This is a genomic window from Mycolicibacterium aurum (assembly GCF_900637195.1).
GTDB lineage: Bacteria > Actinomycetota > Actinomycetes > Mycobacteriales > Mycobacteriaceae > Mycobacterium > Mycobacterium aurum.
Map to the genome: position 1 here is coordinate 4,817,956 of NZ_LR134356.1, position 15,850 is coordinate 4,833,805.

The 15,850-nt window shown below is 68.3% G+C and carries 12 protein-coding genes; 7 read left to right on the plus strand and 5 right to left on the minus strand.

Annotated features, from left to right (window positions below; genetic code table 11):
• Positions 1-295: 295 nt before the first annotated feature.
• The 7 genes from EL337_RS22695 (at position 296) to EL337_RS22725 (ending at position 9,471) form a co-directional block, all read left to right on the plus strand.
• Positions 296-1,978, plus strand: a complete 1,683-nt coding sequence (locus EL337_RS22695) for an acyclic terpene utilization AtuA family protein (RefSeq protein ID WP_232786819.1) — start codon at positions 296-298, stop codon at positions 1,976-1,978.
• A complete protein-coding gene (locus tag EL337_RS22700) occupies positions 1,971-3,143 on the plus strand; it encodes an acyl-CoA dehydrogenase family protein (protein WP_048632822.1) in 1,173 nt (390 codons plus the stop codon). The genes EL337_RS22695 and EL337_RS22700 overlap by 8 nt, the downstream gene beginning before the upstream one ends.
• Positions 3,140-4,732: an acyl-CoA carboxylase subunit beta gene (locus EL337_RS22705; RefSeq protein WP_048632821.1), complete on the plus strand. Its 1,593-nt coding sequence runs from the start codon at positions 3,140-3,142 to the stop codon at positions 4,730-4,732. Before EL337_RS22700 ends, EL337_RS22705 begins: the two co-directional genes overlap by 4 nt.
• A gap of 73 nt (positions 4,733-4,805) precedes the next feature.
• Positions 4,806-6,788: an ATP-binding protein gene (locus EL337_RS22710; protein WP_048632820.1), complete on the plus strand. Its 1,983-nt coding sequence runs from the start codon at positions 4,806-4,808 to the stop codon at positions 6,786-6,788.
• A gap of 13 nt (positions 6,789-6,801) precedes the next feature.
• Positions 6,802-7,965: an acyl-CoA dehydrogenase family protein gene (locus EL337_RS22715; protein ID WP_048632819.1), complete on the plus strand. Its 1,164-nt coding sequence runs from the start codon at positions 6,802-6,804 to the stop codon at positions 7,963-7,965.
• 31 nt (positions 7,966-7,996) lie between these two features.
• Positions 7,997-8,764: an enoyl-CoA hydratase family protein gene (locus EL337_RS22720; protein WP_048632818.1), complete on the plus strand. Its 768-nt coding sequence runs from the start codon at positions 7,997-7,999 to the stop codon at positions 8,762-8,764.
• A gap of 125 nt (positions 8,765-8,889) precedes the next feature.
• Positions 8,890-9,471 (plus strand): DUF1707 SHOCT-like domain-containing protein, encoded by a 582-nt coding sequence (locus tag EL337_RS22725; protein ID WP_048632817.1) that lies wholly within the window; start codon positions 8,890-8,892, stop codon positions 9,469-9,471.
• Between the two features lie 11 nt (positions 9,472-9,482).
• Here EL337_RS22725 and EL337_RS22730 read toward each other — a convergent pair whose 3' ends face one another.
• From EL337_RS22730 to purN, 5 genes are read right to left on the minus strand one after another with little or no spacing between them, the layout of a single operon-like run.
• Positions 9,483-11,456, minus strand: a complete 1,974-nt coding sequence (locus EL337_RS22730; protein WP_048632816.1) for a VWA domain-containing protein — start codon at positions 11,454-11,456, stop codon at positions 9,483-9,485.
• The gene (locus EL337_RS22735) at positions 11,449-12,840 is read right to left on the minus strand and encodes a magnesium chelatase ATPase subunit I (RefSeq protein ID WP_048632973.1); all 1,392 of its coding nucleotides are present in this window, start codon (positions 12,838-12,840) and stop codon (positions 11,449-11,451) included. Before EL337_RS22735 ends, EL337_RS22730 begins: the two co-directional genes overlap by 8 nt.
• A gap of 44 nt (positions 12,841-12,884) precedes the next feature.
• On the minus strand, positions 12,885-13,571 hold the full coding sequence (locus EL337_RS22740) for a hypothetical protein (protein WP_048632972.1): 687 nt from the start codon (positions 13,569-13,571) through the stop codon (positions 12,885-12,887).
• A 23-nt stretch (positions 13,572-13,594) separates the two neighbouring features.
• The gene (gene purH / locus EL337_RS22745) at positions 13,595-15,178 is read right to left on the minus strand and encodes a bifunctional phosphoribosylaminoimidazolecarboxamide formyltransferase/IMP cyclohydrolase (protein ID WP_048632815.1); all 1,584 of its coding nucleotides are present in this window, start codon (positions 15,176-15,178) and stop codon (positions 13,595-13,597) included.
• Positions 15,175-15,819, minus strand: coding sequence for a phosphoribosylglycinamide formyltransferase (purN, locus tag EL337_RS22750; RefSeq protein ID WP_048632971.1), 645 nt, complete (start codon positions 15,817-15,819; stop codon positions 15,175-15,177). Before purN ends, purH begins: the two co-directional genes overlap by 4 nt.
• Positions 15,820-15,850 lie beyond the last annotated feature (31 nt).

The window sequence follows — 15,850 nt, forward strand, 5'->3', positions numbered from 1 at the left end:
GTGACCAGGATAGCCGCTGGGCCTGGTGGGCTCCAAACGCCGGAGATCAGCCGTCCATTGCGTGCGCCGCAAAGAGCTCACGCAGCCTCCGGGGCTTCGTCGACGCCATCGCCCTCCGACACGGCCGCCCGAGGTCTTGACTCGGTACCGACGGTACCCAGTAACCTACCGGTTGGTTGGTTGGTCGACGGGGCAGACGAACGGAGTGTGGGTGACGTCATCGGGTGCCGCACCGGTTCGCGGGCCGGTCCGCATCGGCAACTGCTCAGGCTTCTACGGTGACCGCCTGTCCGCCATGCGCGAGATGCTCACCGGCGGCGAGCTGGACTACCTCACCGGCGACTACCTTGCCGAGCTCACGATGCTCATCCTCGGTCGCGACCGGATGAAGAATCCCGACCGGGGTTACGCCAAGACATTCCTGCGCCAGCTCGAGGACTGCCTCGGCCTGGCCAGGGAACGCAACGTCCGCATCGTCACCAATGCCGGCGGGCTGAATCCCGCAGGCCTTGCCGACGCCGTCCGCACCCTGGCCGACACACTCGGGATCCCTGTGGCGGTGGCGCATGTCGAAGGCGACGACCTCCTGCCGCGCGCCGAAGCGCTGGGGCTGGGCAACCCGCTGACCGCCAACGCCTACCTCGGCGCGTGGGGCATCGTCGACTGCCTCAACTCCGGTGCCGACATCGTCATCACGGGCCGCGTCACCGACGCGTCGGTGATCGTCGGACCCGCGGCCGCCCATTTTGGTTGGCAGCCTGGAGATTTCGATCGCATCGCTGGCGCCGTGGCCGCTGGGCACGTCATCGAATGCGGCACGCAGGCCACCGGCGGGAACTATGCATTCTTCGCTCGTGACTTCCCCGACCTGACGACGTTGACGCATCCCGGCTTCCCTATCGCCGAAATCCACGACGACGGCACCTCGGTGATCACCAAGCACCCGGGCACCGACGGCGCCGTCACGGTGGACACGGTCACCGCACAGCTGCTCTACGAGATCGGCGGTGCGCGGTACGCCAACCCCGACGCCACCCTGCGCGTGGACACCATCGAGCTGTCCGACGACGGTGCCGACCGCGTCCGGATCAGCGGCGCCGAAGGCGAACCCCCACCGCCGACGTGGAAGGTCTCGCTCAACAGCCTCGGAGGATTCCGCAACGAGGTCACCTTCGTGTTGACCGGACTGGACATCGAGGCGAAGGCCCAGTTGGTGCGGCACCAACTGGAGACCAGCCTGACGGTCAGGCCCGACGAGCTGGAGTGGACGCTGGCGCGCACCGACCACGACGACGCCGACACCGAGCAGACAGCCAGCGCACTGCTGCGATGCGTGGTCCGCGACACCGATCCCAACACCGTTGGCCGGCAGTTCTCCTCAGCCGCAGTCGAATTGGCTCTGTCGAGTTACCCGGGATTCACCAGTACGGCGCCGCCGGGGGACGAGCAGATCTACGGAGTGTTCACCGCCGCGTTCGTGCCGGCCGACCAGGTCTCGCATGTCGCGGTACACGCCGACGGGACCCGCAGCGACATTCCCGCACCTACGCAGACCACGGTGCTGGCCGAGCTTCCGCAGCCTGCCCTGCCGGCCGGCCGGGAGTTCGGCCCCACGCGGCGTGTGCCCTTGGGCACCATTGCCGGCGCCCGCAGCGGGGACAAGGGCGGCAGCGCCAACGTCGGCGTCTGGGTGCGCGCCGGGGCCGGCGCATCGGCGGGAGACACAGCAGACGATCAGTGGTCCTGGCTCGTCCACACACTGACGGTCGAGAAGCTGCGCCAGCTGCTCCCCGAGGCAGCCGAGCTTCCCGTGACCCGCCACGTCCTGCCCAACCTGCGTGCCGTGAACTTCGTCATCGACGGGATACTCGGCAAAGGGGTGGCCTACCACGCCCGATTCGACCCACAGGCCAAGGGTCTTGGCGAATGGCTACGAAGCCGGCATGTCGACATACCCGAGGAGCTGCTGCATGAGTAATTCGGCGAGCATCTGGACCACCCCCGAGCGCGAGGACCTCCGAAAGACGGTGCGCGCGTTCGCCGAACGCGAAGTGCTCCCCCATGTCGACGACTGGGAGCGCATCGGCGAACTGCCCCGCGAACTGCACCGTAAAGCCGCGAAAGCGGGGCTGCTCGGGGCGGGGTTCCCGGAGTCGGCCGGCGGCGACGGTGGCGACGGCGCCGACGCCGTCATCATCTGCGAGGAGATGCACCAGTCGGGAGCTCCCGGCGGAGTCTTCGCGTCGCTGTTCACCTGCGGCATCGCGGTCCCCCACATGATCGCCTCGGGCGACCAGCGGCTCATCGACACCTATGTTCGGCCGACTCTGGCCGGCGAGAAGATCGGTTCACTGGCGATCACCGAACCCGGCGGCGGTTCAGACGTCGGGCACCTCACCACCCGCGCTGAGCTGGTTTCGGGACGCGAAGGCGACCACTTCGTCCTCAACGGTGCCAAGACCTACATCACCTCCGGGGTCCGCGCCGACTACGTCGTCACCGCCGCCCGCACCGGCGGCCCCGGCGCAGGCGGGGTGTCGTTGATCGTCGTCGACAAGGGCACCCCGGGATTCGAGATCAGCCGCAAGCTGGACAAGATGGGCTGGCGCTCCTCCGATACCGCGGAGCTGTCCTACACCGACGTCCGGGTGCCGGTCGAGAACCTGGTGGGCGTCGAGAACACCGGCTTCCTCCAGATCGCCGGGGCGTTCGTCTCCGAACGCGTCGGCCTGGCCGCACAGGCGTATTCGAGTGCGCAGCGCTGCCTGGACCTGACCGTGGACTGGTGCCGCAACCGCGAGACGTTCGGCAAGCCGCTGATCGCACGCCAGTCGGTGCAGAACACGCTGGCCGAGATGGCACGCCGCATCGACGTCGCCCGGGTCTACACGCGAGCTCTGGTGGAGCGGCAGATAGCCGGTGACACGAACCTGATCACCGAGGTGTGCTTCGCCAAGAACACCGCCGTCGAAGCCGGTGAGTGGGTGGCCAACCAGGCCGTGCAGTTGTTCGGCGGCATGGGCTACATGGCCGAGTCCGAAGTGGAGCGTCAGTACCGGGACATGCGCATTCTCGGCATCGGCGGCGGCACCACCGAAATACTCACCTCGCTTGCCGCGAAGACGCTGGGATTTCAGGCATGACACTGCGATCCGCGGTGGACACCCGCTCCCCTGCCTACACCGACGCCGCCCAGGCGATGGCGGTCAAGATCATGGAGTTGGACGCCGAGCACGCCAAAGCGCTCGCCGGCGGTGGCGAGAAGTATGTGGCGCGCCACCACGCCCGCGGCAAGATGACCGCACGTGAACGGATCGAGGCGCTGCTCGATCCTGATGCACCGTTCCTCGAGCTGAGCCCGCTGGCCGCCTGGGGCACCGATTTCACCGTCGGCGCCAGCGTGGTCACCGGAATCGGCGCTGTCAGCGGCGTGGAGTGCCTGCTCGTCGCCAACGACCCCACGGTCAAGGGTGGCACCAGCAATCCCTGGACCTTGCGGAAGATCCTGCGCGCCAACCAGATCGCGTTGCAGAACCGTCTTCCGGTGATCTCGCTGGTCGAGTCCGGTGGCGCCGACCTGCCGACGCAGAAGGAGATCTTCATCCCGGGCGGGCAGATGTTCCGCGACCTGACCCGGCTTTCGGCGGCAGGCATCCCCACCATCGCACTCGTGTTCGGCAACTCGACCGCCGGCGGAGCCTACATCCCCGGCATGTCCGACCACGTCGTGATGATCAAGGAACGCTCGAAGGTGTTCCTGGCCGGCCCGCCCCTGGTGAAGATGGCCACCGGCGAGGAATCCGACGACGAGTCGCTGGGCGGCGCCGAGATGCACGCCCGCACTTCGGGTCTCGCCGACTACTACGCCGTCGACGAACTCGACGCCCTGCGGATAGGCCGACGCATCGTCAGCAGGCTGAACTGGCAGAAGTTGGGACCCGCACCCAGGCCGTTCACCGCTCCGCTGTTCGACGAGAACGAGTTGATCGGCATCGTGCCACCCGATCTGCGCATTCCGTTCGATCCACGCGAGGTGATCGCACGCATCGTCGACGGCTCCGAGTTCGACGAATTCAAACCGCTCTACGGCGGCTCGCTGGTGACCGGCTGGGCGAACCTGCACGGCTACCCGCTGGGCATCCTGGCCAATGCCCGCGGTGTGCTGTTCAGCCAGGAGTCCCAGAAGGCCACCCAGTTCATCCAGCTGGCCAACCGGTCTGATACGCCACTGTTGTTCCTGCACAACACCACCGGCTACATGGTCGGAAAGGATTACGAGGAAGGCGGGATGATCAAGCACGGCTCGATGATGATCAACGCCGTCTCCAATTCCACCGTTCCGCACATCTCGCTGCTCATCGGCGCCTCCTATGGCGCCGGCCATTACGGGATGTGCGGTCGTGCCTACGACCCCCGGTTCCTGTTCGCCTGGCCGAGCGCCAAGTCCGCCGTCATGGGCGGTACGCAGTTGGCCGGCGTGCTGTCGATCGTCAGCCGAGCCGCCGCCGAGGCCCGCGGTCAGCAGGTCGACGAGGCCGCCGATGCCGCTCTACGCGCGGCCGTCGAAGCACAGATCGAAGCCGAATCGTTGCCGACGTTCCTGTCGGGCCGTCTCTACGACGACGGGGTGATCGATCCACGTGACACCCGCACCGTCCTGGGAATGTGTTTGTCCGCCATCGCCAATGGCCCGATCAAGGGGACGTCGAACTTCGGCGTCTTCCGGATGTGAGCGCCGTGTCTGCGAACACGGCGTGCTTACCGCCGCGCGACCCACATCACGCCGAAACCGCGGGGGGAACGTCATGATCACCCGAGTGCTGGTCGCCAACCGCGGCGAGATCGCCCGCCGGGTGTTCGCCACCTGCCGCCGACTGGGCATCGGCACCGTCGCGGTGTACACCGACCCCGACGCGCACGCCCCCCACGTCGCCGAGGCCGACGCGCGCGTGCGGCTGGACGGCACGCGGGGCTACCTCGATGCCGCCCAGCTCATCGCCGCGGCCGAGGCGGCGGGCGCCGATGCCGTGCACCCCGGCTACGGATTCCTCTCGGAGAACCCGGAGTTCGCCGCCGCGGTGCAGGAGGCGGGCCTGACCTGGATCGGACCGCCGGTGGCCGCCGTGGCAGCGATGGGCTCCAAGATCGAGGCCAAGAAGATCATGTCGGCCGCCGGCGTGCCCGTGCTCGAAGAGCTCGACCCCGACACCGTGACCGCCGGCATGCTGCCCGTGCTGATCAAGGCCTCGGCAGGCGGTGGCGGCCGGGGCATGCGCGTGGTCCGTGAGCTGAGTGAGCTGCCCACGCAGGTCGACGCGGCGCGCCGGGAAGCACAGTCGGCATTCGGTGACCCCACGGTGTTCTGCGAGCGCTACCTCGAGGCCGGCCACCACGTCGAAGTCCAGGTGATGGCCGACGCGCACGGAACGGTGTGGGCGGTGGGCGAGCGGGAGTGTTCGATCCAGCGCCGCCACCAGAAGATCGTCGAGGAGGCTCCGTCACCGCTCGTCGAACGCGCTGACGGCATGCGGGACAAGCTGTTCGAGGCCGCCAGGCTGGCGGCGACCGCGATCGGGTACACCGGCGCCGGCACGGTCGAGTTCATGGCCTCCGGTCGGGGTGAGTCGGCGGGCGACTTCTTCTTCCTGGAGATGAACACCCGCCTGCAGGTGGAGCATCCCGTCACCGAACTCACCTGCGGCCTTGATCTGGTCGAACTGCAGTTGGCTGTCGCCGACGGCGACGCGCTCGATCCGCAGCCGCCGCACCCGCGGGGTGCCTCGATCGAGGCCAGGCTCTATGCCGAAGACCCCGCGAAGAACTGGCAGCCGCAGGCCGGTGCCGTACACCGCTTCGACGTGCCCACCGCGGTCACAGAGTTCGGCCTGATCGATCGCGCGGGGATACGGCTGGACTCAGGCGTCACCGACGGTTCGGTCATCTCGGTGTTCTACGACCCGATGATCGCCAAGGTCATCTCCTACGCGCCAACGCGCAGGCAGGCCGCTGCCCTGCTAGCGGACGCGCTGACCCGTACCCGCCTGCACGGGGTGCGCACCAACCGCGATCTGCTCGTCAACCTCTTGCGTCACCCGGCGTTCCTCGACGGCGCCACCGACACAGCGTTCTTCGACACCCACGGCCTGGCCGACCTTGCGGCCCCCGGCGGTGACGAGCAGGCGGTGGCCCTGAGCGCGGTCGCCGCGGCACTGGCCACAGCCGCGCACAACCGCGGTACCGCGAAGGTTTTCGCCGCGGTGCCGAGCGGCTGGCGGAACGTCGCTTCCGGTTTCCAGACCAAGAGCTACCGGGACGCCGACGACCGCACCCACGAGGTCCGCTACCGCTTCACGCGTGACGGCGTCACCATCGACGGCCACGAGGGCGTCGATGTGGTCTCCGCGACGCCCGATCACGTGGTCCTGACCGTCGGGGGTGTGGACCGGCCGTTCGACATCAGCGCCTACGGCGACGACCTCTACGTCGACTCCCCCGGCGCTCCGGTGCATCTGGTCGCGCTGTCCCGCTTCCCCGACCCGGACGCCGCGCTGGCCTACGGCTCGCTGCTGGCGCCGATGCCGGGCTCCGTGCTGCGCGTGGGGGCGGCCGTCGGTGACACGGTGACAGCGGGCCAACCGCTGGTCTGGCTGGAGGCGATGAAGATGGAGCACACCATCACCGCGCCCGCGGACGGCATCCTCGTCGAACTCAACGTCGAACCCGGCCAGCAGGTCGAGGTGGGCGCCATCCTCGCCCGGGTGGACAACCCGGCGGACGCGGACAAGTAGGAGGAGACATCTCATGACCAACGGCTTCGTCGAGACCGAAGAACAGCAGGCACTGCGCAAGGCGGTGTCCGCGATGGCCGCCGACTACGGGCAGGACTACTACCTGGAGAAGGCCCGCGCCGGACAGCACACCGACGAACTCTGGTCCGAGGCAGGCAAACTCGGCTTCATCGGAGTGAACCTGCCCGAAGAGTACGGCGGTGGCGGGGCCGGGATGTACGAGCTGAGCCTGGTCATGGAGGAAATGGCCGCCGCAGGCTCGTCGCTGTTGATGATGGTCGTGTCGCCGGCGATCAACGGCACGATCATCTCCAAATTCGGCACCGAGGACCAGAAGAGGCGCTGGATTCCCGGCATCGCCGACGGGTCGTTGACGATGGCGTTCGCGATCACCGAGCCCGACGCCGGTTCGAACTCGCACAGGATCACCACGACCGCCCGGCGGGACGGCAGCGACTGGATCCTGTCCGGGCAGAAGGTCTACATCTCGGGTGTCGATCAGGCTCAGGCCATCCTTGTCGTCGGACGGACGGAGGAGGCCAAGACGGGAAACCTGCGGCCGGCCCTGTTCGTGGTGCCCACCGACGCACCGGGTTTGACCTACACGAAGATCCCGATGGAGATCATCAGCCCCGAGTTCCAGTTCCAGGTGTTTCTCGACGAGGTGCGCCTGCCCGCCGATGCTCTCGTGGGCACCGAGGATGCCGCCATCGCCCAGTTGTTCGCGGGGCTGAACCCGGAGCGCATCATGGGCGCGGCCAACGCGGTGGGTGTGGGACGCTTCGCACTGGACAAGGCCGTCGACTACGTCAAGACCCGCCAGGTGTGGAAGACGCCGATCGGCGCACACCAGGGACTGTCGCACCCGTTGGCGCAGAACCACATCGAGATCGAACTGGCCAAGCTGATGATGCAGAAGGCCGCGGCCCTGTACGACGGCGGCGACGACGCGGGTTCGGCGGAAGCCGCGAACATGGCCAAGTATGCGGCGGGCGAAGCATCGGTGCGGGCCGTCGACCAGGCGGTGCAATCGCTGGGCGGCAACGGATTGACGCAGGAGTACGGCGTCGCCGCGATGCTGACGGCGTCGCGGCTGGCCCGCATCGCCCCGGTGAGCCGCGAGATGATCCTCAACTTCGTGGCACAGACGTCGCTGGGCCTCCCCCGGTCGTACTGATGAGCGCTTGCGCGAAGAAGAGACTGAGCTGATGAGCACCCTGGTCCGTTACGAGCGCGACGGGGCTGCCGCACGCCTCATCCTGGATTCCCCGCACAACCGCAATGCGCTGTCCACCGCACTGGTCGAGCAGTTGCACGACGGCCTGACCCGGGCGTCTGCCGACCACGGCGTCCGGGCGGTGATTCTCGGCCACACCGGCGGGACGTTCTGCGCGGGCGCCGATCTCAGTGAGGCCGCCGACCGGGACCCGACGGATCTGGCCGCGGACCGGGCCCGTGAGCTGACCCGGCTGTTGCGGCGGATCCTGGAGCTGCGCCTGCCGGTCATCGCCGCGATCGACGGCCATGTCCGCGCGGGTGGGCTGGGTCTGGTCGGTGCGTGCGACATCGCGGTCGCGGGCAGCTCGAGCACCTTCGCGCTCACCGAGGCGCGGATCGGCGTTGCGCCGTCCATCATCTCGCTGACACTGCTGCCGAAGATGACCGCACGCGCCGCGGGCCGCTACTTCGTCACCGGCGAGAAGTTCGGTGCGACCGAGGCCGCGGACATCGGGCTGGTCACCGTCGCCACCAACGACGTGGCGTCGACGGTGGCCGACCTGACGTCGGCAATCGCCCAGGCGTCGCCGCAGGGCCTGGCCGCGTCGAAGGCCCTCACGACATCGGCTCTGATCGACGACTTCGAGCGTCGCGCAGAGAAATTGACGCAGGAGTCGGCCGCCCTGTTCGTCTCTGCCGAGGCGCGCGAGGGAATGATGGCCTTCCTGGAGAAGCGCTCACCCAATTGGATCGCCTGACGAGCTCACAGTTTGGCCAACCCCCTTGCATGTCTCTACGTTCGTCGTAGGCTCGTTGGCGATGTACGCGTGTGCAGCGACGAGCCCTTGGGCGAGGAGCCATCAATGAAGTGCCAGCGGTCCCGATGAGTAGTCCCGCCTCCCGGAGCGGGTCGATCCGCGCTGCCGATACCGATCGGATCCAGGTGGCGCAGTTGCTCACCGACGCCGCGGCGTCGGGATTCATCGGTCTCACGGAGTTCGAGAACCGCCTGAGCAGGGCGTATGCCGCCCAGACGTATGAGGAACTCGATCGGCTCTCGGCCGATCTGCCCGGCGCTGTGACGCGCGGCCGCAGCGGTCCGTGCCGGCCTGCGCCGTCCACTCTGCTGCTGGCGATACTGAGCGGCTTCGAGCGTCGCGGGCGGTGGAATGTGCCCCGCCGGCTCACGACCTTCGCGCTGTGGGGTGGCGGCGTGGTGGACATGCGCTACGCCGACTTCACCTCACCCGAGGTCGAGATCCGCTCCTACTCGATCATGGGTGGGCAGACCATCCTGGTGCCGCCGGAGGTCAACGTCGACGTTCACGGTGTTGCGGTGATGGGCACCTTCGACCAGAGCGTGGACGATGGCGGCTCTCCCGGCGCACCCCACGTCCGCATCAGCGGGTTCTCGCTGTGGGGCAGCGTCGGCGTCAAGCGCAAGAAGCGCAAGCCCGCCAACTGACACGCGGTCGGTCAGCGCCGCCGCTTGGCGCTCAGATAGTCACCGACTACCGCGGCGCCCAACCCGTCGAGATCTGGCACCACAACGCGACCACCGACCCGGCGCGCCACCTGATCGATGAATCGGGCCAGTCCGGGATCGCTGCCCAACCGGAAGATCGTCACCTGCGCACCCATCCGCGCCACCTCGTCGAATCCGCGCACGGTGTGGGCGATGGTCCGGGGGTGCGGCGGGTAATCGAAGAACACAGAAGACGACCCGTCTCCGTCGAAATCCTCCAGGTGCGCCGTCGGCTCGCCGTCGGTGACGACGAGGATCACCGGCTGGGCGTTGGGATGGCGCCGCAGGTGCCTGGTCGCCAGTGCCAGCGCGTGATGCAGGTTGGTGCCCTGTTCGTAGACGCCCTCCAGCCCGGTCAGCTCGGCGGCGGTCACGGTGCGGGCGTAGCGACCGAAGGCGACGATCTGCAACGCGTCGGACCGGAACCGTGTGCTGACGAGGTGGCTGAGCGCGAGTGCGGTGCGCTTCATCGGCAGCCAGCGGTTCTCCATCACCATCGAGAACGACGTGTCGACGAGCAGCGCCACCGCGGCCTGGGTGCGGGTCTCGGTTTCGGAGATCTCGACGTCTTCGACCGTCATGCGTATCGGCCCGGCCTGCTCTCCCGTCCCGGCTTGGCGCAGCACTGCGTTGGTCAGAGTTCGGGTGACGTTCCACGGCTCGGTGTCACCGAACTGCCACGCGCGGGTGGCGCCGGTCAGCTCTCCGGCCGCCCCGGCACGTCGGGTGTCCCGCTCGCCGTGCCTCCCCGACAGCTGTTGCGCCACATCGCGTAATGCCGCCTGGCCGAGCTGGCGCATGGCTTTCGGGGACAGCCGCCACTGGCCGTCGGCGCCGCGGTCGAGGAACCCCTGGTTCATCAGCGCCCGCTCCAGGTCCGCCAGGGTGCGGGCGTCGACGGCGGCCTCGTCACCGAGCTGGCGAGCCAGCATGTCGAGATCGACGTCGTCCATCGTCGCGCCCGAATAGCTCTGCGAGAGCTGCTCGGCGAGCTGCTCCAGCTCGGAGATGTCGGCGAGCGCCTGCGCTCCCTCGCCCATCCCGAGCGGGTCATCGCCACTGAACCGTTGTGAGCCGTCCCAGTCTTCGCCCGGCCGGGCCGCCTGCAGATGGCCGTCGAGTCGATTGAGCGCGTTCATCAGCGACGGCGATCCGAAAGCCTGCTGCGCCAGCGAATCCAGCTCGGCGCGCTGCTGCTCGCTCAGGCTGTTGCGGAATCGCTGCGCCGCGGCCGCCCGCTTGGCCAGCGAGTCGAGCAGCTCGTCGATGTCCTTCGGGTTCTCCGGGAAAAATTGGCCGTGCTTGGCCATAAACTCGTGAAAATCTTCTGAGGAGTCCTCTCCTCTTTGATGCTTGTCGAGTAGGTCGTTCAGGTCGTCGAGCATGTCGTTGACGCGCTGACGGTCCTCGTCGGTGGCGTTCTCCAGCGCCTGCTTCATGCCGTCGAATCGTTGATCGAGCATCTCGCGGCCGAGCAGATCCTTGATCTGCTCGTACTTTTCGCGCGCCTCCTGGGAGCGCCAGTCGTATTCGGACAACTCCTGGACGGCTTTGGCCGGCGACGGAGACAGCGACTCCAGCTGCAGCTCCCCGAAACGGGCGTCGTCGTCGAGCGCGCGGGCCAGCTCCTTGCGTTCGGCGAGCACCGCCTCGTCCAGCAACTTCTTGATGTCGGCCAGCGTGCCGTCGAGGTTGTTGCGCTGCAACAGTTCCCGCCTGCGGCGGTTCGCCTCGGCGGCGAGCTTGTCGGCTCCCGGCAGGTTCCGGGTACCGCGCCGCAGCATCTCCGACAGCGCGCGCCGGGGCGAGGTGCCCTCCATGACGTCCTGGCCGATCGCCTCCAGCGCCTCCCGCAGGTCGACGGGCGGAGCCAGCGGGTCGGGCCCGCCGGTGTAGCGGGAGTATCGCGAAAAGCGTTTAACCATAGACTGTTTCACCCTGATCCGAGACTTTGTCGATCCTCTTGGCGAGGTACAGCGCCTCGAGCGCCAGCTCGATCGCGCCCGCGCGCTGCCCTTCGGACTTCGCGCCGACGCGCTGCTGGATCTCGGCGACGGCGGGCACTTCGGGGACCGCCGCCAGCACCTCGCGTGCGGACACCCGCTCGCCGGTGGTGACGGGCGAGCCGCTCTCCACGGCGGTGACGATCGGCCCGACGTCGATGCCGCCGAGCAGCCGCTGGGCCGTCTCGGCGGTGGCGCGACGCAGCAGATGCTCCAGCACTGCCTGCTCGCGACCTTCCTCACCGGACTCGAACTCCAGCTTGCCTCGCAGCACATCGATCACAGAGGCGAGATCGACCACGCGTGCCACGGGGCCCTGCTCGCCGAGCACCGCCGCGCGATGCCGCGCCGACGCCGCCACTGTTTCCGCGGCCGCGATCGCGAACCGGGCGGATACCCCGGATCGCTGGTCGATGGAGCTGGACTCCCGCAGGCTGCGGGCGAACCGGGCCAGGATCTGCAGCAGGTAGTCGGGCACCTCCGCGGCCAGGTGCGCTTCCTGGGTGATGACACCGACCTCGGCGTCGAGCTCGAGCGGATAGTGCGTGCGGATCTCGGCGCCGAACCTGTCCTTCAGCGGCGTGATGATGCGCCCGCGGTTGGTGTAGTCCTCGGGGTTGGCACTGGCCACCACGAGTACGTCGAGGGGCAGCCTGAGCGTGTATCCACGCACCTGGATGTCGCGCTCCTCCATCACGTTGAGCATGGCCACCTGGATGCGCTCGGCCAGGTCGGGAAGCTCGTTGACGGCCACGATCCCGCGGTGCGCACGCGGAATCAGTCCGTAGGCGATGGTCTCCGGGTCCCCCAGACTGCGACCCTCGGCGACCTTGATGGGGTCGATGTCGCCGACCAGGTCGGCCACGCTGGTGTCGGGGGTGGCCAACTTCTCGGTGTAACGCTCGCTGCGGTGCCGCCAGGCCACCGGCAGGTCGTCCCCGGAATCGGCGGCCCGGCGGATCGACTCCGGGGTGATCGGGCTGTACGGGTGCTCACCGAGTTCGGCTCCGGCGATCACGGGGGTCCACTCGTCGAGCAGGCCGGTCAGCGCGCGCAGCAGGCGCGTCTTGCCCTGCCCACGTTCGCCCAGAAGAACGAGGTCGTGGCCGGCGATCAGTGCGCGCTCCAGCTGCGGGATGACGGTGTCCTCGAACCCGAGGATGCCCGGCCACACCTCGTCGACGGGAGCTCCCGATGCGAGTGCCGCCAGCAGGTTTTCCCGGAGTTCGGCCTTGACGCTGCGCTCGCGGTGCCCGGAGGCCCTGAGCTCGCCGACTGTGCGGGGGAGGTCGTTTGGTGAAGTCACCACTCCACGCTACGACTATCCGCTCAAGTTGGGGTGGACTGACCTCAGCCACTGCCCGGGGGCAGCATCTGAAAACCGTCGAGAATCTCCTCCGATTCCTGCCGATATACGGGATCGTCCTCGTCGGCGCTCTGCACAGTGACCGCCACACCGTACGTTCTGCCTTTGGTGAACATGACCGCGCTGAGCAGATCGGCCCGGCGCGGCCCTGCGGTACCCATCAGCGGTGACAGGTAGTGGCCGCGGACGGCGGGCAGCCCGCACAGCGTCGTGTCGGTGAGCGTCAGATCGGTCACGCCCAGCTGGCCCACCTGCCTGCGCTGTTCGGCGAAGAACTTCTCCGGCGAGATCTCGCCCCGGTGCGACTCCAACGTGACCACCGCGGTCGGCGCCAGCCCGTCGGCGGCGAGCCCGTCGTTGCGCATGACGAACCGGATCATGTCCGAGTCGAGGCTGCTGATCCTGTTCCAGCCCTCCGGCTGAGGGATGCGCAGCACCGGATCGGCGACCCCGGAGGAACCTGCCGGCTGCGGTATGTCGACGAGTTCGGCATCGACCGGCGTACAGGCAGCCTCCGACGCCGTCGCACCGAACACCTGGCCTGGCTCGGCAGCGACCCCCCGCGCATCATCGATCACCCGCGTACACGAGGGCAGCAGGAGTGCCGCGAGTACCGCGGCCATGGCAACGGCGCCACGACGCAGACGCGGAGCTGACGGACTGTGCCGCATGGTCATCATTGTCAAGCCATTCGTCAGTGCGCGAAATGCCTTGCGCCGGTGAGGTAGAGGGTGATGCCCGCGGCTTCGGCGGCAGCGGTGACCTCGTCGTCGCGGACCGATCCGCCGGGATGGACGACCGCCTTGACCCCCGCATCGATGAGCGTCTGCAGCCCGTCAGGGAAGGGGAAGAACGCATCCGAGGCGCCGACGGCGCCGCGGGTGCGGTCGCCGGCCCGCTCCACGGCCAGCCGGGCCGCGTCGACGCGGTTGACCTGGCCCATGCCCACGCCGACCGTCGCGCCGTCTTTGGCGATGACGATCGCGTTGGACTTGACCGCGCGGCAGGTGCGCCACGCGAACACCAGATCGGTGAGCGTCTGGGTGTCGGCGGGCGTGCCGGTGGCCAGGCTCCAGTTGTTCGGATCATCGCCTGCGGCGTCGAGCGCGTCGCGCTGCTGAAGCAGCAGTCCGCCGCTGACCTGCCGGAACTCGGTGCCGCCGACCTGCGGCTCCGCGGCCACGAGAACCCGGATGTTCTTCTTGCCCTTCAGCACCTCGACTGCGCCCGGTTCGTACGCGGGCGCGATGATCACCTCGGTGAAGATGCCTGCGACGGTTTCGGCCATCTCGACGGTGACCTCGGAGTTGGCCGCGATCACGCCGCCGAACGCCGACAGCGGGTCACACTCGTGGGCTTTACGGTGCGCGTCGGCCACCGACACCGACGAGATCGCTATCCCACACGGGTTGGCGTGCTTGATGATCGCCACGCAGGTGTCGGTCTGGTCGAACGCCGCACGCCAGGCCGCATCGGCGTCGGTGTAGTTGTTGTACGACATCTCCTTGCCGTGCAGCTGCTCGGCCTGCGCCAGGCCGGGCCACCCGCCGTCGTCGCAGTACAGCGCCGCCTGCTGGTGCGGGTTCTCGCCGTAACGCAGGACGGCGGTGCGCCGGAACGTGGCACCCAGCCACGGGGTGAGTGCCGGCGTCTCGGTGCCACTCTCCGGGGCCAGGACCGATTCCATCCACGACGCCACCGCCACGTCGTACTCGGCGGTGTGACGGAATGCCAACGCCGCCAGCTTCTTCCGCTCGTCATAGGTGAAGCCACCCGATCGCACCGCGGCCAGCACACCGTCGTAGCCCAGCGGCTCGACGACCACCGCGACGCTGGGGTGGTTCTTGGCGGCCGCACGCACCATCGACGGGCCGCCGATGTCTATCTGCTCGACGCATTCGTCGGCACTGGCCCCCGAATTCACGGTCTGGGTGAACGGGTACAGGTTCACCACGACGAGCTCGAAGGCCGCCACCCCGAGCTGGGCCAGCGCCGAAACATGCTCGGGCTTGCGCTGATCGGCCAGCAATCCGGCATGGACGTGAGGATGCAGAGTCTTGACCCGGCCGTCCAGGACCTCCGGGAAGCCGGTCACCTCCTCGACAGGTGTCACCGGGATACCGGCTCCGGCAATGGTTTTCGCCGTCGATCCGGTGGACACGATGTCGACGCCTGCGTCGTGCAATCCTTGCGCCAGCGGTACCAGACCGGTCTTGTCGTACACGCTGATCAGTGCCCGCCGAATCGGCCGGCGGAAAAGACCTTCGCTGTCACTCATCCCAGGGTCGCCTTTCGTCCCGTCCAGGTGATACCGCGGGTCGCCATCGCGGCCACCACGTCCACCAGAAGCTGTCTTTCGATGATCTTGATCCGTTCGTGCAGAGTCGACTCGTCGTCGCCGTCGAGTACCGGCACCGCCTGCTGGGCGATGATGGGGCCGGTGTCGGCACCTGCGTCCACCAGGTGCACGGTGCAGCCGGTGACACGCACGCCGTAGGCCAGTGCATCCCGGACCGCATGCGCGCCCGGGAAGGCCGGCAGCAGCGCGGGATGGGTATTGAGCACCCGCCCGGGGAAGCGTGAAAGAAACCCTGGTCCAAGAATTTTCATGAACCCGGCGGACACCACGATGTCGGGGTGGTGTGCAGCCGTCGCATCGGCGACGGCCGTGTCCCACGCGCTGCGGTCCGGATGGTCCGCCAGCGCGACGGTGAAGGTGGGCACCGACGCATCAGCGGCGATGCCCAGCGCGCCGCAGACTCGGTCGGTTCCCACGGCAACCACTCGTGCCGGGAAGTCGCCGACGGCGGATTTCAGCAGGGAGGCCAGTAGCGACCCGGCGCCGGAGGCCAGGACCACCAGCCGCGCCGGGGCGCTCGGGGGCACACTCAGGACGGCAGGCTGCCCGTGTCCGCTGATGCTGGATCGCTCCTCGCGTCCGCGGGCCTGA

Coding starts and splice junctions, on each gene's coding strand:
- EL337_RS22695 (WP_232786819.1), top strand. CDS start 296: ATGCGCGAGATGCTCACCGGCGGCGAGCTGGACTACCTCACCGGCGAC.
- EL337_RS22700 (WP_048632822.1), top strand. CDS start 1,971: ATGAGTAATTCGGCGAGCATCTGGACCACCCCCGAGCGCGAGGACCTC.
- EL337_RS22705 (WP_048632821.1), top strand. CDS start 3,140: ATGACACTGCGATCCGCGGTGGACACCCGCTCCCCTGCCTACACCGAC.
- EL337_RS22710 (WP_048632820.1), top strand. CDS start 4,806: ATGATCACCCGAGTGCTGGTCGCCAACCGCGGCGAGATCGCCCGCCGG.
- EL337_RS22715 (WP_048632819.1), top strand. CDS start 6,802: ATGACCAACGGCTTCGTCGAGACCGAAGAACAGCAGGCACTGCGCAAG.
- EL337_RS22720 (WP_048632818.1), top strand. CDS start 7,997: ATGAGCACCCTGGTCCGTTACGAGCGCGACGGGGCTGCCGCACGCCTC.
- EL337_RS22725 (WP_048632817.1), top strand. CDS start 8,890: ATGAGTAGTCCCGCCTCCCGGAGCGGGTCGATCCGCGCTGCCGATACC.
- EL337_RS22730 (WP_048632816.1), bottom strand. CDS start 11,456: ATGGTTAAACGCTTTTCGCGATACTCCCGCTACACCGGCGGGCCCGAC.
- EL337_RS22740 (WP_048632972.1), bottom strand. CDS start 13,571: ATGCGGCACAGTCCGTCAGCTCCGCGTCTGCGTCGTGGCGCCGTTGCC.
- purH (WP_048632815.1), bottom strand. CDS start 15,178: ATGAGTGACAGCGAAGGTCTTTTCCGCCGGCCGATTCGGCGGGCACTG.